Origin of the sequence: Bacillus sp. AG4(2022), from assembly GCF_031844465.1 — a bacterium.
In the GTDB taxonomy this organism is placed as follows: Bacteria; Bacillota; Bacilli; order Bacillales; family Cytobacillaceae; genus Bacillus_AB; species Bacillus_AB infantis.
Window position 1 is genome coordinate 251,721 of record NZ_JAUZVH010000002.1, and the last position, 18,225, is coordinate 269,945.

Here is an 18,225-nt window from a genome sequence, read left to right on the forward strand (position 1 = left end):
CCAGGTGCTTGAAGAGCGTTTGGAAGGACAGGATATAGAGAAAAGGTTAAGATAATGAAAACATATTTAAATACAGAGTGGTGATACAAATGCTGAATAAAACACAAATCAGGCATTGCCTGGATGTTATGGGCGAAATGTTCCCTGATGCCCATTGCGAGCTTCATCATGAAAACCCTTTTGAACTTGTTATTGCAGTGGCCCTTTCTGCTCAATGTACAGATGCGCTGGTCAACAAGGTTACCAAAAACCTGTTTCAAAAATATAAAACGCCAGAGGATTATTTAGCTGTTTCCCTTGATGAGCTGCAAAACGACATCAGGTCGATCGGCCTGTTCAGGAACAAAGCAAAGAACATCCACAAGCTCTGCAGGCTCCTCATCGACGAGTATAATGGGATTGTCCCGCATGACAGGGACGAATTGACAAAGCTGCCCGGGGTAGGAAGGAAAACGGCAAATGTCGTCGTTTCTGTGGCTTACGATGTGCCTGCAATCGCTGTAGATACCCATGTGGAAAGGGTCAGCAAACGCCTCGGGTTCTGCAGGTGGAAGGATTCTGTTCTTGAAGTAGAGAAAACACTGATGAAAAAGGTGCCTGAAGAAGAATGGTCAGTTACGCACCATCGGATGATCTTTTTTGGCCGATATCACTGCAAGGTGCAAAACCCCCAGTGCGAAATCTGCCCGCTCCTTGACCTTTGCAGGGAAGGCCGGAAAAGGATGAAGAGGAAATAATGGCGGATAGCGAAAAAATCATGCTGCAGGTGTCTCCTGAAGTCTACCATCCATTTCTGGTGGGAGAGGAGGAAGCCTGGGAGCCAGCTTGGGCAGATGAGTTTCAGGCAGATGCGATCTTCATCTATGAGATTGCTTTTTATAATGGGATTGAAGCGCTCAGGCCATGGGAGAAGGCGGAAGAGTTCTTTCCCGCAAGGATTGAACAGTGGGAGGAGGTAAAATCCTCCATTGCTGCTTTGCATGGGAAACGGGAGAGGTTGGGATTGGCGGAATTGATGAGGTCTGCTATAGGCATCTTCGTTCAAATGCTGTTCTGGACCAACGGACAGCCGGCCAGGCTGGATACTCCTAAAGAGTTTATGCTATTGAATGTTAAGCCAGCTAACTTAAATGAACGGCTGGAATTTGTTTTGTCCAGTCCGCTTCTTTATCATTCGTTCATTCAATTATGTGAGCTGCAGGCTGAACTAGAAAAGCAGCGCCAAAAGAAAGCAAGCATAGAAAAAGCGTTTAAGCATAAAGCTTAAACGCTTTTTACATTTAGACTTTTGAAAGATGCGCCGGATTAATTGCTTCCGTCAGACCCGGAGCCGCTGCCTGATCCGGATCCGCTCCCGGAGCCAGAACCTCCAGATCCTGTGCCGGACCCTCCAGAACCGGAGCCGGTTCCGCTGCCTGATCCGGACTGTCCTCCATTCTGGCCGGTTTGCCCGGACTCACCGCCGGAGCCGGATTCACCCTCAGAACCGCTGTCGTCACCTTCTCCGTCATCTTCTTCATTTCCTCCGTTGCCATTGCCGTTGCCGTTGCCATTGCCGTTGCCATTGCCATTGCCATTGCCGTTGCCAGGATTCTGATTGTCTTCCTCATTTTCCTCATCATTCTGGTTAGCATCGTCATCCTGACTGCCGTCTTCCCCATCTTCAGTTTCTTCCTGTCCATCATCCTCAGGAGCTCCCGGGATGGTGACAGAAACAGAAGCAGGATCGCTGCGCATATCATCTCTAAATGCTGTAACGCTGAAAGTGTATGTGCTTCCAGGGGAAGGAGCAGTGAACCTTAAGCCTTTTTCAGCCGTTACCGTAGGCTGCTGGCGGCTGCCGTCAACCGAAGCATTCACCTCGAATTGCACGCCTTCTTCTGAACCATATTCCCAGCCAACCACGACTTCATTGGCTTCTGGATCAAATACTGCAGATAAGCCTTGCGGCGCATCAAGTTTGTCGTATTTCTTTGAAACCTGTGTAGGAGCTTCTCCTTTAACTGCATATTCAGTAAGGATCTGGTCGCTTGGCGTATAGGCGCTTGCGAGCTTTGAAGTGCCTTTTTCAATCTTTACGACTTCTACGCTTTTCGGCATTTTGAAGTCAGGTGTTTCTTTGCCTTCAGACACATGGGCAATCAGGTTTTTAAATAGATTTTGAGCTATTTTCTGGTCTCTACCGTTTGAAGGAAGATAATTCTTCCTGTCTTTATAGCCAGTCCATACGGCCGCTGTATAATTCGTTGTATATCCGGCAAACCAGGCATCTGGAACCGCCCCGTCAGGAACATTGTACTTAGATAATTCTTCATTGCTATAATTGGTTGTTCCTGTCTTCCCGGCGATCGGCAGGCCTTGCACATTAGCCTGCTGGCCGGTGCCATAAGAATCCTTTACAACGCTCTTGAGCATATCTGTGATCATAAAGGCTGTATAGTCCTTCATGACAACCTTGGATTCCGGAGCCAAATCGAGCTTTGTGCCGTCTCTAAGCTCTACGCTTTTGACTGTATGAGGAGTATTGTATATGCCGTTGTTTCCAAAGGCACTGTAGGCTCCGGCCATCTGCATGGAAGAAACCCCTTTTCCAAGCCCTCCTATGGCATAAGATTCGAAAATTTCGTCCAGAGGTATGCCGAGATCGACTGCAAAATCCTTAGCCCGATCAAGTCCTACTTCCTGAAGAGCCATGACCGCAGGGACATTCCGTGAACGGGCGAGTGCTTCTCTCATGCTCATCGGCCCCATATGCCTGCCGTCCCAGTTGTTGAATTTGGTGCCGTCGGAATACGTATAAGGTTTATCATCCAGAGTATAGTAAGTGCCCCATTTTAAATGTTCAATAGCGGGACCATAGTCGAGCACAGGTTTAATGGTAGAACCTGGCTGGCGCTTTTGGTCAGTGGCATAGTTGAAGCCAAACTCTACTTCAGGATTTCGGTTTCCGCCAAGGGCCCGGATTTCCCCTGTCTTTGTATCCAGGAGTGTTATGCCTGCCTGGAATTCTTCATTTGGAAATTCTACAATTTCATTGCCGTTAAGCATTGTTTCCACATATTCCTGTGCATCTTTGTCCAGTGTTGTGTATATTTTGAGTCCGTCTGTAAAGACATTAATCGTTCCATATTTTTCGTTGATTTCAGCAATGGCCTGCCCGATGAAGGAATCATAAGGAATGTCTCCATTGATTTTTCGATTCTCTTCGGCGACCAGGGAGGATGTGACCGGAATCTTCTTGGCCGCTTCCATTTGTTCTTTTGTGATGTATCCATGCTTATTCATCAGCGTCAGTACAATATTCCGCCTTTTTTCCGCCTTGTCAGGGTGGTTGAAGGGATTGTAATTGTTCGGGCTTTGCGGCAGTCCTGCAAGCAGTGCTGCTTCGTGAAGCTCCAGATCCTTCAGCGGCTTGCCGAAGTATGTTTCTGAAGCAGTCGCGAACCCGTAAGAGTATTGCGACATATTCACTTTGTTCATATAAAGCTCTAATATTTCATGCTTTGTATATTTACGTTCCAGCTGGATGGCCAGCCATGCTTCCTGAGCTTTACGGGAAAGCTTTTTATCAAACTCGAGGAAATAGTTTTTGGCTACCTGCTGGGTGATGGTGCTCGCTCCTTCTGCACCAAAGCCTTCTGTGATGTTGGCAAGGACTGCACCGCCGAGGCGGATCGGATCAATGCCATGATGTTTATAAAAGCGGGAGTCTTCTGTTGCAATGACTGCTTCCTCAACGATCTTTGGTATGTCCTCATACTCGACATAATCCCTGTTTTCGGAACCGATGGTTGCAATCTGCTCCCCGTTCATATCATAAATTTCAGATGCGATAGCGGATTTCAGCTTCTCTTCATCAAGCTTTGGCGTATCTTTGACCATGTATGCAAATGCACCGGCTCCGATGATGATGCCGGCAAGCCCGAGTGCGATCAGCACCAGAAATATCTTTTTGAAGATACCGCCTTTTTTCTTTTTGGGAGTTTTTTTCTTGGTGCCGGCAGACTGCTGCTTCCGGCGTTCCTCCCTTGAGTTGTAGTTTTCTGCCATATATATATTCATCCTTTCTTACATCTGCATAAAATCATGTAAGATTATAAAGATAATCTATTACTTTAATATAGTCAATCCTGGGCTGGAAGCCAAGCTGGATCCTATGGCCATTTTCTTCTATTTCCGTTTTCGCAATGGATTTGCGCCCGCCATTCTCCATCCTCTCCCAAAAAGGGAAAAGGGAGCAGGCTTCTAAAAGGAAGATTTCTTCGCTCTCTGAGAAACGGAGCAGCACAAAGCAGATCCCCCCCTGGGCAACTATCCTGCGCATATGGGATATCTGGTGGGCATGGAAGTTCTTAAGAGGAAAAGAAGTGCTATTCTTCGTTTCCTTTGCTTCAAAATCAATATATCTTCCTTTATAAAGGCCATTATAATCTGTTGTTGAGGCTTGCTTGAAATAAGCCTCCTTAATAACCGCAGCACTTCTTTTAGGATAGTCAACATTCACAATCTGGACTGGCGTGGGCTTTTTATGGATTACAGCCAGCCCCCTTTCCAGGTAAAAAGCATTTGTTTCATTTATATCATCCTCTAGTGTCATCCCCCTGTTGGAATATGTCCATTTTTTCTCCTTTTTCACAGGCGCAGCAGCCGCCTTTTGCGGCAAATACTTTCGTCCGTTTGGGTAGTGGAAATTCAATTGCATTCACCTGCCTGTTTTCATTGTGCCGCTATGCCGGCAATCGCTCACTACTCATCATACCAAAAGTGCCGGCTGGAATGTTGAATAAAAAGCACCAAAAAGTGAACGATAACAACAGTGAGCAAGGAGGTTTGCTTTGAGAAAAACAGCCAATTTCACATTTGACAGCTCCGAACGGATGCTCGCAGAGGAAATCCGTTCGATTGCGGATCATTATAACAAAGATAATATCAGCAGAACCCATGCATATCTCGACTATTATCAATCCAACCCGGACATCCAATGGGCTTTCCTGGCGAGTATGGTTTCCAGAAATGCAGGCTGGAATATGTGCGATCTGGAAGAGGCGTCATTGTCCTGCCTCCTTGGACCGGAAATCAGGGAGCGGCTTTTCCTTACATATGAGCGTGCCAATTGGCTCATTTTCTCAGATGCCTTTCCACAGCTGCTTCTCTATGAATATTCGACGAAAAAAAACTCGCCAATGTTTCATCTCCTGCCATTCTTTCATGTGTCTTCATTTATGGAAAAAGAATGGAACCGCTATTGGCAGGAGGGGGACCGGGAAAGATTAATGATTGCCCTGATAATAAATGAACAAAACCTGATCCAGCGCCCTGTGATTGAACATCCGGTGTATAAAAGGAGGGTGTTCCATTCACTGTTTTTTTCCATCCAGGACTGGATGCATTTCAGCTCGGTCCTGTTTCCAACCTGCAGCGGCCAGCTTTATGGAGCAAGTGTAAAGAAGTTCAGGAAAACGGACGAAAGAATCATGCTCGGAAAAAGGCTTGCAGGGATTCTGTTCTCACCCGCTCATTTTCCGGAGTTCCTGAAGTTTGCAGGAAAAGTGCCTCACACGGGATCAAGGTTGGATTACGAACAATTCCTCAATGGCGGGACAAAGCGGGCTTTGCAAACCTTAAAAGATACTTACCCCGTTATCAGCCATCACATACATGAAAAGCATGATTGGTCAAAGGAGAGAGGAGTCAGCCCGGAGTGGTTTGCAGAAGAAGGGGAGACAGAAGAGCCTGTCCTGATGACAGAATGGTTCCTGCATAAGCAGAGGCAGCTGGAACGGGCAGCGGGATTAAAGAAGTTTATTTGGTTTAAAAGGTAAACGCAGTCCGGCATTGCGGATCAGCTGGAGCGGGATATAGTTCACCAGCTGGCGCTGCTTTTTAAAGAAAAACCGAAAAACAGCGGTTCTAGAACATGAGGCTGAAACCACTATTCTGCTATAAACGAAAAATAACGGTTCTAGAATCCAGGCTGGAACCACTATTCCGGCAAAACCGAAAAATAACGGTTCTAGAACACCAGCCGGAACCGCAATGCTGACAAGTTCAAAATATAATAACCCAGGTCCAAATTACAGACTCTAATCTTCCTCTATCCTATTGAATGAAGTTCCTGGATTAAGGAACCTTGGTTTTACTAAAACCAATTCATAATCTGCTCAGCCATCAATACAAAAAAAAGCAAGGGATCCCCCTTGCTTTCATCAGGTGGAAGGTCTGTCCGGGCCTTCCAGCTTTTTGCTGCCGAATCCAGTTTTCGTTTCTTCCTGCTTTTTTGGCTGAACCTTATTTTGTTTTTCCTTGTTTGCCATCTTTCAACACCTCCATCCTTTAGTGTGTTCAATCACCAATATTTCATCCATTCAAGATGTGTCGAAACGCTCTTTGTTCCATTGAAAAATATAACTATCTTTGGCGAATCGCTTCTAGTTTTGTCAGGGGTGAAGGGAAGTGAAAAGAGAAGGCGAATACAGTGAATAGCAAAAAGCCGTACAGTCGGAGATATATGAAAAAGGGAGGTTATATGATGAAACACACTTCACAGAAAGAAGAATTGCTCCATATGCTGAATGAGATATATGACCAGCTGGAAGAATTGGATGCAGCACTTGAGACAAGCCTTTCAAAATTCAGGGGAGAAATGGCGGAGGAACATCAGCAAAAGATGATATATTGCGAATCAAGGCTGGCCATTGCTGAAAATCGGCTTCAGGAAATCGGGAAAAAGGACGGCAGGGACCGAAAGATGACAGGCGGTAATGACAGCATTAAGCTTGAATTGGGCTATTAGGTTGTCTAAAATAAAGAATGATCTTTAGTAGCTGGATACCCACGCTACTTTTATTTTTTTGGACAAATATCCAACTGGAGATGAAATATATGGACGAGGTAAAACATTTAGACAGGCTGACTAGAGAGCTGCTGGAATGCACGGAGGAAGCGGCAGGCCATTACCGCCAGGCGCGGGAAAGGGGAACCAAGCCTGATTTCTATGCGGAAGTAAAGCCTTTTGCCGATCATAGCAAACAGCTGCTGGACGAGTGGGCCTATCAGGCTGCCGGCTGGATCGCGGAAAACAGGCCCAAGAACCTGCATGAAAATCAGATCAGTTCGGCAGCGGAGCATATAGAACTGATTACTGTCCAATGCTTCTTCCCGGAAACAAGCCGGACCCGTTTCATTAATTACTATAACTCCACCAAATATGTCCTCAATGTCCTCCTTGGCCATTTAGACGAAAAAAAATAAAGCCTGCAGGACAATTGTCCGCAGGCTAAGCTTTTTTTTTGATTAAAGTTATGCGGCCCGTGTCCCGCTATACCCTCCGGGGATCAATTCTGCAGATTTGCTGCTGCGGTGAAGGAACAGTCAGCTACGGCTCCCTGTGCTTCAAGCTCACGAATAAGGTTGCGGTATTCATTAATGGTGATCTCATTGTGGATATAGGCTTTCTTGGCGAAATCCAATAATTCATTGACGCTCTCGGGGCTATAATCTTTCAGCTGCAAAAATTTCAGTCTCAGTTCGTGAATGTTCATTAATGTTCCTCCTCCGCCTTTTCCCATATCGTATCATGAAACAAAAAAGTTTCTCCGTTTTTAAAAAATTGAAACTTCCGACAAAATTCATCATAAGCAGACAAAACCGGATAATCTTACCTGCAATGCACAAATTGGGCAGATGCATCATAATTTAAAGTAGCGATCAGTATTAGGAGGATGTCTGCCCATGTTTCAAAAAAACAGAAGATTTCCGGCACGAGTGCAGCAGCCAGGGGGCAGCGGCATATACGGCCGGCACAGATACTATTCCGCATTTCCAATGCAAGGAAGCCCCCAGGCCCAATATCAGCCCCAGGCTTTTGCCGGCAGTCAATCAGCATACTTCATTCCTTTCCAGCAGGCACATAATCCGCCGCCCTATTTCCAGGGCTATCAGCATCAAATGCAGCCGCCCATTCAGCCTCAAGTCCAGCCGCAGGCCAAGCAGCCTGTAAGCCAGGGGCTTTTTCAAAATCCGCTGCAGCAGGAGGAAGCATATCAGCAGCCGCAAAGCCAGCAGCCCCATAATCCTTACCCTTATATGAATCCATACCCCAAGCAGTCTTTCATGGCAAAGCAGCCTTCGGGAGTCCAGTCGATCATGAATTCCTTTAAAGGCCAGGATGGATCCCTTGATTTCAACAAAATGATGAATACAGCCGGCCAAATGATGAGCGCAGTTAATCAGGTCTCATCTATGGTCAAAGGGCTGGGAGGCATATTCAAAGTATAAAGAACAGCTGAGGGAGGCTGTTCTTTTCTATGTGACTTTCACCAATATAAAACCGAAAATTTCGGAATTCATGGAATATTATTGACAAAATTGTGAAGGGATTGGAAAATGGAAACATTGACTGTAGGTCATACAAAAAGGGGTGGTCAATATGCTTAGGCAAATACAGCAGCTTATCATCGTGGTATTGCTTATCCTGCTCATTGCCTCACTGCCGTTAATGGTAACCGCAGATCCGGAAACACAATCGCTGAGCTTTGATCCGGGTGCGCTGCCGCAGGTATACGGCGAATTTTTCACACAAATAGCAGACGGGGATTTAGGTACATATCAGCAGGGGACGAGGACACGGTCCATCGGGGAGGATATCGGGCGGTTCTTTATCACAAGCCTGAAAATCATGGAAGCGGGGATCCTGGCAGCGGTCGTGCTCAGCCTGGTTTTCGGTGTCTTTATCAGCAGGTTCCGGGCAGCCAGGGGATTCAATTATATCCTTAACATTCTGGCATCCATTCCGGATTTCATCATTATTGTTGCCAGCATGATCCTTGCCGTGAAATTTTATAAAATGACGGGGATCAGGATCATTTCCCTGAGGCCGGATTCCGGTGCGCTGAACACGTGGTTTCCGACAGTGCTTGTGGCGATAGCCCCCACATTGTATCTGTTTAAGCTGGTGGCAGTGAAATACTATCAGCTGAGCGGCGAAGATTATATCAGGACCGCGGTGGCTAAAGGGATGCGGCTGGATTATATCAATCTTCAGCATGTTTTTAAAAACATCGAGCCTTTTATCCTGGCGGAAATGACAAAGGTGATTTCGCTTGGGATAGGAAATTTATTTATCGTTGAATACATAATGAACGTTTCAGGAATCACGAAATTCATTTTCCAGGCTAATGGATTCCAGCCCATTGCGATCGGCTTGTTCGCAATGCTTTTGATGTCGCTGATCGTTTATCTTTCTATCAGATTATTATTTTACTTATTTAAGCGGGTGCTGATCCATGAATAAGCTGCTCAGAGTGAATTACTCATTATATATTGGCGTATTTCTAGTCAGTGTTCTGCTTTTCTTTGCTGTTTTCGGGCCGTATTTGGCGCCCCATCAATTATCTGAAGCGCTGGAGACACAGTATCGGGATGGAAAGGTGCTCGCACCGCCGATCCAGCCGTTTGAATCTGGCGAATATCCATTGGGGACTGACAGATGGGGCTATGATATTGCATCCATGATTCTAAATGGCCTGAAATACACAGTTTTCATCGCGATTGCCGTAACTTTTATCAAGATGGTGCTGGGTACCATTATCGGTTTGTATGTGGGGACCTGGAAGCGGACACCGGGATGGCTGCTGGCGTTTGAAAATGCGTGGAGCTTTGTCCCGCTGTTTCTGATCGTTTACTTTTTCTTCAGGGGAATCAACACGCTGTCATTCATTCCGACATGGAAGCTTATCATGCTGTTCATCCTGATCACTTCCCTTGTCAGCATTCCAAGCATTGTCTCATCTGTCCGGCAGAAAACGGCAGAGCTGAACAAATCTGTATACATCGAAGCTGCCAGGGCATTGGGGGCAGGGAGGCACAGGCTGATCTGGAAACATATTTTCCCTCAGCTCAAAGAAACATTTCTTGTCATGTTCATTCTTGAGATTGTCTATGTGATCACGATCATGGGGCAGCTTGGCCTGCTGGAGATCTTTGTCGGCGGTACAAGGGTCACCTATGATCCGCTCCTGTTTCACTCCATAACGAAAGAGCTGGCAGGGCTGGTTGGCCAGGCAAGGGGAAATATTTATGGGAACCTTCATATTTTAATGGTGCCCCTTGCAGTCTTATTGATCACGACCATTTCATTCAGCCTTCTGGCCAATGGTATGAAAAACCGATTCCAGTCCAATTACCAGAGAACACCTTGGATCAAAACCGGACAGGAGCCAAAGCTGAAGCCAGTAAGGAAAAATTATATAGCCCAAAAAGGAAGGAAGCTGCTGTCGCCTGAACCGATGGCGCTTATAATCCTTTTGATCCTCTTTATCAGTGCCGGCACTTATGTGTATGCCACAAAGGATCAGGATATAGGGGTGAAAAACTTCAGCCAGGCTGAATATGACCTGAGCCTTAAGATGAACAAGCAAGGAGAATTCTCATCGACGGCCAATATTGAAGTGAAGAATGAGTCAGAGGATGACTGGGATAAGCTGGTGTTCTATTTTATCCCGAATGTATTCAAGGAAGGCCATTCATTTCAAAGCGTGGAAGGCTACGCCTCCGTCACTCTGAATCACATCAAGGTGGACGGGAAGGAAGCGGATTATGAACTGAAGGATGATACCTTAAGCGTCTTCCTTTCAGAAAAAATGGATAAAGGCGATAAAGGCAAAGTTGAGATAAACTATGAGTTCACCCTTCCTGAAAAAGGAAATCGTTTCTCGAAAGTGGATAAAAATTATTACCTTGCCCAATGGTACCCGATGCTGGCAACCTTCCGTGAGCATAAATGGAATAAGGAGAAGTATTCCGAAGGGCTGGAAACCTACCATACCGATTTTTCAGATTACAAGGTTTCCTATGATATACCAAAAGGCTACACGATTGCCTCAACAGCAGATGAAGACCCGCCAGCCTCTGAAACCAGGGGAACTTTGAAGGCTGAAAAGGTCAGGGACTTTTTCATCAGTATCCTTAAAGATACAAAGGTATATGAAGCAGAAGCAAAAGAGGGGGTTAAGGTAAGGCTCTTTACGGAGGATGATCATAACAAAGATCCTGAACAGTCGCTTGATCTTGCCAAAAAGGCTCTTTCCTTCTACCAGGATAAAATAGGGGAATATCCTCATGAAACGCTTGATGTCGTCCTGGATGAAGGTCAGTTTATGGAATATCCCGGCATCGTTACGATCAATCCGTATATTGAGGATTCGTATTTCTACCAGGTTTCCATCGTTCATGAGATCGCCCATCAGTACTTCTACGGAACCGTTTCTAATGATCCTTATTATGAAGCATGGGTGGATGAGGGGATTACCGAGTTTGCAACCAGCATGTATTTCTATGCGGGAAAAGGCGAGGGGGAAATTAGGGCTTTTTCTCTTCCTCTTAACCGGATGAAGAGCATAGAAGAAGAATCAGTTAAACGACAGCATTCAAATGTGCCGCTGGATGAAGTGTCGCATAACGGATATGTGTATGGCCAGCCGGCAGTGAAGCTGCTCGAATTAGTCAATAACCGTTTCATGGTCAAAGGCAATGACCCGCGTATTGTGGGGATGGAGTTCCTCTCAGCGTACTACGAAAAGTTTAAATTCAAAGAAGTGGATTCGAAAATGTTTGCGGATTTTGCCGCAGACTACTTTCTTGTCCCGAAAGGCTATTTTACCGACTGGCTGACGCTTGAATAATATTCTGCCGTCTGGAATGCCGGATGTAAAAAGCTCCCTTGCTGCAATTGCAAGGGAGCTTTTCGGCCTGTAAAGAGGAACTTTGGCTGCCTTTGGCAGGTGAGCTCAATAGGCATTAATTATTTTCATCAATGATGATTTTCTTGCCTGACTGCTTAGGTATCCGGATGATCAGCAGGCCGTCCTGGTAAGAAGCCCTGACCTTTTTTTCATTGATAGGCTGCGGAAGCGGGATGGTCCTGGATGATTGCTGCATCGTCTGCTTCCGGCTGAAGGTCCTGTGCTTATCATCTTCCTGGAGTACGGTTTCCGCGTGGCTGACTGAAATGGTAATATAATTATCCAGTACATCAATATGGATCTGCTCCCTTTTTATCCCCGGCAGCTCTGCTGTAATATGATGCTCTTTATCGGTTTCAGATACCCGGACAGAAAAGGAACTCTGCGGAAACGGAGTTTTAAAGAAATCATCAATGCTCTGCAAGAACCCTTTGACGGGTTTTTCCTGAAAGAATGTGTTCATCGATTTCATGATATCGCTGAATGGCTCATTTTTCTCTTTCTTTTTTGGGCCATCAGGCAGCTGTGAAGACATTCATGCATCTCCTCCCAAAACAGAATCTTGGGATATATTATGCAATCAGCGCCCGATTGGTCCCTTTGAGAAAGACTCACCCTCTTACTTATAGATACCTGATTTTCCGCGCAAAAATATTTTTGATCCCCTGGGAAAGGAGATTGAAGGTGAATATAGAAAAAGTCATGAACAAGGCTGCAAAGAATGGAATCCAGATCGGGCCCCGGATGTCGATAAACGCATCTTTTAGAAGCATCGGCCAGGAGATGGATGTGTTGACAAATTCCCATAGCCCTGTTGGCGTCTGGACAAACTGCTGGGAAATGAAGATGCCGACAAAGCCTAGCTGTCCCAGGAGGAACATTACTTTTCCCAGATCTGAGATCATATAGACCAGGATTTTCCCATACAGAAAAGGCATATAATATCGTTTGAACATGGCAAAGGGAGTGGTTCCCGCTGCTATTCCCCCTGTAATGAACTCTTTTGATGATACTTCATCGAATTCCAATTTGATCATGTCGGCAGCCCTGGCTGCTTCAGAAAGGGCAACCACAAGGATCAGCCAGAAAGGCCGGTCTTTTGCAAACAATAAAGGCGGCAGATTAACGACCAGTATGACAATGATGATGGTCGGGATATAAGATAGGAAGCCATTCAGCCATTTCAGGACAGAATCGGCCGCCAGCACCTTTTTATGCGCCAGGAAAGCAAAGGGAATCGCCAATGCATATCTGAGGGCTGTAATGACAATCACAAGGAGAAGCGTTTCCTTGGCGCCAAGCACAATGATGCTCAGCAGATCCCTGCCCGATTTGTCCGTTCCGAGCGGGAAGTCTTCATTTGGCCCGTATGGCGGGATGACAGGCTTGCGGTTCTCATCCATAATATAAGTGATTGTGGACAGCTCCCGGTCTATAAAAGGGAGGAAAGGGCCGATGAAAGCAATAAATGCCAGGATCCCGAGACAAACCAGGCTTATAATAAATACACTATATTTTTTCCACTGAAATTTTCTGTTCATATCAGTTCACTTCCCCCTGCCCTTTTTGGCATAAAGAGATATTTAGCTGATTGAGAGGCCAGTATGGTTAAAAACATCAGCACCAGGAATGGAAGCATCAGCGCAAAAGAAGAAACATCATTATAATTCAGGATGCTTTTAAGCAGATTGTTTCCTGCTCCCTCGTAGCCGGATAACTTCTCCACGATCGGCAGGCTCGATAAGATATACAGCATAATGAACTGCGCCTGATTGAGAAGTGTCCCGGCACAGTTAAAAAGGATATGCAGATAAATCTTTTTCTTTCCCAGCCCTTTTGAGTAGGCTGTCCGGATATAATCTTCCCCGCTTTCCTTGTCCATCGCAGCAGCGGTAAAATTGACCATATGAATGAAAGGGAAAAGTGTCAGTGAGATCATTGGGAGAAGAAAACTGTACCAATGCTCATGGCCGTATAGTGTAATCTGCGGAAATCCCCATTGAATCAGCTTGATCAATATATACTGCAGGCTCATATACAGAAAAAAATCCGGAACCGATGAAAACAGCCAGGACAAGGCTTCCTGAATTTTACCCCGCATACGGAGGCGCATCGAAAACTTTGCAATTCCTGCCAGTATTCCAGCTGCCATGCTGATAAAGAAAGCAGGAAGAATGATTCCGAGGCTTCTTTTCATATAAAGGATGGTTTCTTCGGACACCTTCCTTCCAGTCCGGCTCTCGCCAAATCCGTTTTCCTTCTGGATAAATTGAAAGAAGGATTGAATCTTATTTTTGTAGGCTTCTGCACTGAAAGGATAATCCATTTCAATGTGAAATGCGGAAGGCTGATGGATGACCGGTTCTCTTGGCAGCAGCAGAATCAATAGAAAGCTCGCCAGCACAAGGAGAAAAATGAACAGTTTTTTAAGTAACAGCATAAAACGATTGACCCCCATTCTTCTATATATCTGTTAAAATAGGTTAACCGCGGCCAAAGAGCCGCTTTCAAAAAAATATATCTGAATTGTCGCAAATTTTATACCTTCAGTCAATTTACTTTTGGAAAAATCTGATAATCTTAAATTCGGGCTGTTTGGTTCCGTTCCAGATAAATCCAACAGGAAAACAAAAGAAAATCCTTTTTGAACGAACGTTTATTCGGTAGAATGGGTGTATGAGGTGAACGGAAAATGAAGCTCAGGAAAAATCTCCAGGAGATATTAAAAGATTTAAAGATGACCGAAGAGTTCAAGGATAATATTGTCCATTGGCATACAATTGAAGAAAAAGAAGCAAAAACAGAGGATCTGCCGGAGGATATACATCCATCCTTGAGAAATGCTTTGGAAAAGCGGGGCATCAGCCGTCTTTATACACACCAGAGGTCTGCCTATGCGGCTGCTTCTGAAGGAAAAAGCCTTGTGGCTGTTACTCCAACTGCATCTGGAAAAACACTATGCTACAATCTTCCCGTCCTCCAGACGGCCATCAGCGATCCGAAGGCGAGGGCGTTGTATATATTCCCTACCAAAGCACTGGCCCAGGACCAGAAGAGTGAAATAAATGAATTGATCCAGGAAGCGGAGCTCCCTGTCAACAGCTACACGTATGATGGCGACACTCCGGCTAATATAAGGGAAAAAGTTAGGAAAGCAGGCCATGTTGTCATAACGAACCCTGATATGCTGCATTCGGCGATCCTTCCCCATCATACCAAATGGGTTTCTCTTTTTGAAAACCTCAAATATGTTGTCATTGACGAGGTTCATATTTACAGAGGCGTCTTCGGCAGCCATGTGGCAAACGTGATCCGCCGCCTCAGGCGCATCTGCCGTTTCTACGGGAGCGACCCGCTCTTCATCTGCACATCGGCAACCATTGCCAATCCGCTTGAGCTTGCTGAAAACCTGACGGAAAAGAAAATGGAGCTGATAGACAATAACGGGGCGCCAAGCGGAAGGAAGCACTTCTTGTTCTATAACCCGCCGATTGTCAATATACCGATGAATATTCGGCGAAGCGCCACGCTTGAAGCAAGGAAGCTGGCCGGGAGGCTTTTGAAAAACCGCATCCAGACTATTGTATTTGCCAGGAGCCGTGTCAGAGTCGAAATCCTGCTCACCTACCTCCAGGAGCTGGTCAAGCATCAGCTGGGGCCGAAAGCCATCAGAGGCTACCGGGGAGGCTATCTGCCGACAGAGAGAAGGGCGATTGAAAAGGGTTTGCGTGCGGGTGAAATCTACGGGGTCGTCAGTACAAATGCATTGGAGCTTGGCGTGGATATCGGCCAGCTTCAGGTATGCATCATGACGGGTTATCCGGGATCAATCGCAAGCTCGTGGCAGCAGGCGGGACGGGCAGGGCGGAGGCATGGCGAGTCTCTCGTCATCCTTGTTGCCAGCTCCAGCCCCCTGGACCAGTACGTCATTCAGAACCCGGACTATTTTTTCAATAAAAGCCCGGAAACGGCCAGGATCAATCCTGACAACCTCATCATTTTAATCGACCATATGAAGTGTGCCGCCTATGAGCTGCCATTTAAGTATGGGGAGAAATTCGGTACTGCCGATACGGAGGAACTTCTTGAATATCTGACAGAAGAAAGGGTGCTTTACCAAAACGGCGATAAATGGCATTGGATGAACGATTCTTTTCCTGCCCACAATATCAGCCTCCGGTCTGCATCACAGGAAAATGTCATCATCATTGACCAGTCCGACATTGCAAACGTGAAGGTGATAGGTGAAATGGACCGTTTCTCTGCGATGACGCTCCTGCATGATGAAGCCATTTACCTCCATCAGGGCACCCAGTTCCAGGTTGAGTATTTGGATTGGGATGAAAAGAAAGCGTATGTGAGGGAGGTTGATGTGGATTATTTCACAGATGCCAATCTTGCCGTTGAGCTGAAAGTGCTTGAAGAAGATAAAAACAGGTCACGCGGTGAAATGGAAATCGGATATGGCGATGTGAGCGTGCTGGCCATGGCAACGATATTCAAGAAGATCAAGTTTGAAACACATGAAAACATCGGTTCCGGGCCGATCCACCTGCCGCAGGAAGAGCTGCATACAAACTCGGCGTGGATATCCATCGGCAAGGAGCAGATCCAATTTGATGAAGACCGGATTGAAGAAGGATTGATCGGGACCGCACATGCACTCAAGCATATTGCCCCGCTGTTTGTCATGTGCGATCCGCAGGATATTTTCGTTGTACCGCAGGTAAAGGCTGCGCATAATGAGAAGCCGACCATCTTCTTTTATGACCGCTACCCGGGAGGCATAGGTCTGAGCGAAAAGCTCTATGATGGGATTGAAACGGTCATACAGAAGGCTGAAGGCATGGTAGCAGGCTGCTCCTGCGAGAACGGCTGTCCATCGTGCATTGGCACTGATTCAGCTATGAATACGGCCAAAAGCGATGTCTTGAAGCTTTTGGCATTATTCAGAAAAACGGCTATGGAGGGGGAGCGGTATGAGCCTCAAAAATAAGCTGAACCGATTAAAGCCTCATCTCTCAAAAGAACAGGGGAGTGAACCGGCTAAGCCTGTCAGGGCAGAAGAAGCTACTCAGGAATTTATGCTTCATGACCTATGGAAGGAAAACGGGGTTTTTCCATTCCATTTTGAGGACAGCTTCTGCCTCGTCAGGGAAAAGGAATATCCGCTAGACTGGAAGCATGGTAATTACCGGTTCTCTGATTTTGCGGCTGCAGTGAATGCCTGGAACAGCGGGGATGTATCCCATCCGCTTTCCTCTGCCGGGCATCAGCCTGATGAGCTGTTCTTCTTTGATACAGAAACAACGGGTCTTGGCGGCGGCACCGGAAACACGATTTTCCTGCTGGGGCATGCCAGTGTGACGCGTGATGGTGTGAAGCTCAAACAGCATATCCTTCCCCATCCCGGTGCAGAGGTGCCGCTTTATAAGAGCTTCCTGGACAGCGTGGATTATACAACCATGGTCACCTATAATGGCAAAGCTTTTGACTGGCCGCAGGTGAAGACAAGGCATACCCTTATCAGGGAACAGGTGCCCAAGCTTCCGCCTTTCGGGCATTTCGATCTTTACCACGCATCCCGAAGGATCTGGAAGCACAGGCTTGAGAGGCTGAAGCTTTCCATCGTTGAGAAGGAAGTGCTTGGCGTTGAGCGGAAAGATGATATACCAGGCTTCCTTGCACCGATGATCTATTTTGATTACGTGCAGACAAAGAACCCCGAAGGCATGCTCGGAATCCTGAAGCATAATGAAATCGATATCCTGTCGCTCATAACGCTGTACACACATCTTTCCTATCAGCTCCTTGGGCTGGACGGCAGCCGGACCGCTGCGGAAACCTATGAAGTAGGGCGGTGGTTTTCTTCTCTCGGCAACACTTCTTCTGCAAAAGCAGCCTTTGTGCAGGCAGCACAGACAGAGAATGAAGAGTCAGTGAAGGCCAGGAATGCACTCGCCTTTGAACACAAGAAACTGAAGGACTGGGAACAGGCGGCAGCCCTGTGGCAGGAATGCGCCGATTCGGAGGCAGATCCGAAAATTACGGCTGAATCCTCCATTGAACTGGCAAAATATTTTGAGCATCGCAGCAAAGACCTTGCGCGCGCAGTCCATTATGCTGAAAAAGCGAGAAAGGCGCTGGAAGCCGTTCCTGCACCAGGTACCTCAGATAAGCTCAAACCGGAAACAGATAAGAGGATCCGGAGACTCTATGCTAAGCTGGAAAAAGAACAGTCCCGGAATGATACCGCTTCTGCCGGTATAAAAAGCGCAGCATCAGGAAAATAACACCCTGGCTGCGTTTTTTTGTACCCAGAAAATCCGCTTTGCCCGCTGTAACAAAACTTTAATATTTCTATGTGTAAAAACCATTATTTATTAGTTGTCTGTACCTCATTGAAGCTGTAAAATTGAATGTTGTATGCTACATACAGTGAATAAAAAGAGTGAGGCTGGTTTGGATGTATAAAGCGATATTG

16 protein-coding genes are annotated in these 18,225 nt (G+C 46.3%); 10 read left to right on the plus strand and 6 right to left on the minus strand.

What is annotated here, in order from left to right:
- Positions 1–89: 89 nt before the first annotated feature.
- Together nth and Q9R36_RS06775 are read left to right on the plus strand one after the other, a co-directional pair.
- Complete coding sequence (gene nth / locus Q9R36_RS06770; RefSeq protein WP_311224687.1) at positions 90–737, plus strand: endonuclease III; 648 nt, start codon at positions 90–92, stop codon at positions 735–737.
- A complete protein-coding gene (locus Q9R36_RS06775; RefSeq protein ID WP_022544125.1) occupies positions 737–1,267 on the plus strand; it encodes a YpoC family protein in 531 nt (176 codons plus the stop codon). Before nth ends, Q9R36_RS06775 begins: the two co-directional genes overlap by 1 nt.
- 38 nt (positions 1,268–1,305) lie before the next feature.
- Here the strand turns inward: Q9R36_RS06775 and Q9R36_RS06780 are convergent, their stop codons facing one another.
- Positions 1,306–4,050 (minus strand): PBP1A family penicillin-binding protein, encoded by a 2,745-nt coding sequence (locus Q9R36_RS06780; protein WP_311224688.1) that lies wholly within the window; start codon positions 4,048–4,050, stop codon positions 1,306–1,308.
- A 34-nt stretch (positions 4,051–4,084) separates the two neighbouring features.
- Entirely contained in the window at positions 4,085–4,696 is a 612-nt protein-coding gene (gene recU, locus Q9R36_RS06785; RefSeq protein WP_094767168.1) for a Holliday junction resolvase RecU, read from the minus strand.
- Positions 4,697–4,835: 139 nt separating this feature from the next.
- Here recU and Q9R36_RS06790 point away from each other — a divergent pair, with 139 nt between their 5' ends.
- The 3 genes from Q9R36_RS06790 (at position 4,836) to Q9R36_RS06800 (ending at position 7,251) form a co-directional block, all read left to right on the plus strand.
- Entirely contained in the window at positions 4,836–5,822 is a 987-nt protein-coding gene (locus tag Q9R36_RS06790) for a DUF2515 domain-containing protein (protein WP_129611977.1), read from the plus strand.
- Between the two features lie 704 nt (positions 5,823–6,526).
- Positions 6,527–6,793: an exodeoxyribonuclease VII small subunit gene (locus tag Q9R36_RS06795; protein WP_311224689.1), complete on the plus strand. Its 267-nt coding sequence runs from the start codon at positions 6,527–6,529 to the stop codon at positions 6,791–6,793.
- 89 nt (positions 6,794–6,882) lie between these two features.
- Positions 6,883–7,251: a YppE family protein gene (locus Q9R36_RS06800; RefSeq protein ID WP_240683980.1), complete on the plus strand. Its 369-nt coding sequence runs from the start codon at positions 6,883–6,885 to the stop codon at positions 7,249–7,251.
- An 83-nt stretch (positions 7,252–7,334) separates the two neighbouring features.
- On the opposite strand, the gene Q9R36_RS06805 is transcribed toward Q9R36_RS06800, so the two are convergent.
- Positions 7,335–7,541 carry a YppF family protein gene (locus Q9R36_RS06805; protein ID WP_022544120.1) on the minus strand — a complete coding sequence of 69 codons (207 nt, stop codon included), beginning with the start codon at positions 7,539–7,541 and terminating at the stop codon, positions 7,335–7,337.
- 190 nt (positions 7,542–7,731) lie between these two features.
- Here Q9R36_RS06805 and Q9R36_RS06810 point away from each other — a divergent pair, with 190 nt between their 5' ends.
- The 3 genes from Q9R36_RS06810 (at position 7,732) to Q9R36_RS06820 (ending at position 11,681) form a co-directional block, all read left to right on the plus strand.
- Positions 7,732–8,277, plus strand: coding sequence for a YppG family protein (locus Q9R36_RS06810; protein ID WP_311224690.1), 546 nt, complete (start codon positions 7,732–7,734; stop codon positions 8,275–8,277).
- A gap of 151 nt (positions 8,278–8,428) precedes the next feature.
- Entirely contained in the window at positions 8,429–9,292 is an 864-nt protein-coding gene (locus Q9R36_RS06815; protein WP_009791244.1) for an ABC transporter permease subunit, read from the plus strand.
- Positions 9,285–11,681: an ABC transporter permease subunit gene (locus Q9R36_RS06820; protein WP_224952033.1), complete on the plus strand. Its 2,397-nt coding sequence runs from the start codon at positions 9,285–9,287 to the stop codon at positions 11,679–11,681. Before Q9R36_RS06815 ends, Q9R36_RS06820 begins: the two co-directional genes overlap by 8 nt.
- Positions 11,682–11,796: 115 nt before the next feature.
- Here Q9R36_RS06820 and Q9R36_RS06825 read toward each other — a convergent pair whose 3' ends face one another.
- The 3 genes from Q9R36_RS06825 to Q9R36_RS06835 form a co-directional block, all read right to left on the minus strand.
- On the minus strand, positions 11,797–12,276 hold the full coding sequence (locus Q9R36_RS06825) for an Hsp20/alpha crystallin family protein (RefSeq protein ID WP_009791241.1): 480 nt from the start codon (positions 12,274–12,276) through the stop codon (positions 11,797–11,799).
- Between the two features lie 88 nt (positions 12,277–12,364).
- Positions 12,365–13,282 carry a peptide ABC transporter permease gene (locus Q9R36_RS06830; RefSeq protein ID WP_094767173.1) on the minus strand — a complete coding sequence of 306 codons (918 nt, stop codon included), beginning with the start codon at positions 13,280–13,282 and terminating at the stop codon, positions 12,365–12,367.
- Positions 13,279–14,181 carry an ABC transporter permease subunit gene (locus tag Q9R36_RS06835; RefSeq protein ID WP_094767174.1) on the minus strand — a complete coding sequence of 301 codons (903 nt, stop codon included), beginning with the start codon at positions 14,179–14,181 and terminating at the stop codon, positions 13,279–13,281. The genes Q9R36_RS06830 and Q9R36_RS06835 overlap by 4 nt, the downstream gene beginning before the upstream one ends.
- A 252-nt stretch (positions 14,182–14,433) precedes the next feature.
- On the opposite strand from Q9R36_RS06835, the gene Q9R36_RS06840 reads away from it, so the two are divergent.
- Together Q9R36_RS06840 and Q9R36_RS06845 are read left to right on the plus strand one after the other, a co-directional pair.
- The gene (locus Q9R36_RS06840) at positions 14,434–16,737 is read left to right on the plus strand and encodes a DEAD/DEAH box helicase (RefSeq protein WP_311224691.1); all 2,304 of its coding nucleotides are present in this window, start codon (positions 14,434–14,436) and stop codon (positions 16,735–16,737) included.
- Positions 16,721–18,034 (plus strand): ribonuclease H-like domain-containing protein, encoded by a 1,314-nt coding sequence (locus tag Q9R36_RS06845; protein ID WP_009791236.1) that lies wholly within the window; start codon positions 16,721–16,723, stop codon positions 18,032–18,034. Before Q9R36_RS06840 ends, Q9R36_RS06845 begins: the two co-directional genes overlap by 17 nt.
- Positions 18,035–18,225: the final 191 nt, after the last annotated feature.

Excerpts from the sequence above, each read along its gene's own strand:
- Q9R36_RS06830 (WP_094767173.1), bottom strand. The coding sequence starts at position 13,282 with ATGAACAGAAAATTTCAGTGGAAAAAATATAGTGTATTTATTATAAGC.
- Q9R36_RS06805 (WP_022544120.1), bottom strand. The coding sequence starts at position 7,541 with ATGAACATTCACGAACTGAGACTGAAATTTTTGCAGCTGAAAGATTAT.
- Q9R36_RS06845 (WP_009791236.1), top strand. The coding sequence starts at position 16,721 with ATGAGCCTCAAAAATAAGCTGAACCGATTAAAGCCTCATCTCTCAAAA.
- Q9R36_RS06775 (WP_022544125.1), top strand. The coding sequence starts at position 737 with ATGGCGGATAGCGAAAAAATCATGCTGCAGGTGTCTCCTGAAGTCTAC.
- Q9R36_RS06795 (WP_311224689.1), top strand. The coding sequence starts at position 6,527 with ATGATGAAACACACTTCACAGAAAGAAGAATTGCTCCATATGCTGAAT.
- nth (WP_311224687.1), top strand. The coding sequence starts at position 90 with ATGCTGAATAAAACACAAATCAGGCATTGCCTGGATGTTATGGGCGAA.
- Q9R36_RS06825 (WP_009791241.1), bottom strand. The coding sequence starts at position 12,276 with ATGTCTTCACAGCTGCCTGATGGCCCAAAAAAGAAAGAGAAAAATGAG.
- Q9R36_RS06815 (WP_009791244.1), top strand. The coding sequence starts at position 8,429 with ATGCTTAGGCAAATACAGCAGCTTATCATCGTGGTATTGCTTATCCTG.
- Q9R36_RS06800 (WP_240683980.1), top strand. The coding sequence starts at position 6,883 with ATGGACGAGGTAAAACATTTAGACAGGCTGACTAGAGAGCTGCTGGAA.
- Q9R36_RS06810 (WP_311224690.1), top strand. The coding sequence starts at position 7,732 with ATGTTTCAAAAAAACAGAAGATTTCCGGCACGAGTGCAGCAGCCAGGG.
- Q9R36_RS06835 (WP_094767174.1), bottom strand. The coding sequence starts at position 14,181 with ATGCTGTTACTTAAAAAACTGTTCATTTTTCTCCTTGTGCTGGCGAGC.
- Q9R36_RS06780 (WP_311224688.1), bottom strand. The coding sequence starts at position 4,050 with ATGGCAGAAAACTACAACTCAAGGGAGGAACGCCGGAAGCAGCAGTCT.
- Q9R36_RS06840 (WP_311224691.1), top strand. The coding sequence starts at position 14,434 with ATGAAGCTCAGGAAAAATCTCCAGGAGATATTAAAAGATTTAAAGATG.
- Q9R36_RS06820 (WP_224952033.1), top strand. The coding sequence starts at position 9,285 with ATGAATAAGCTGCTCAGAGTGAATTACTCATTATATATTGGCGTATTT.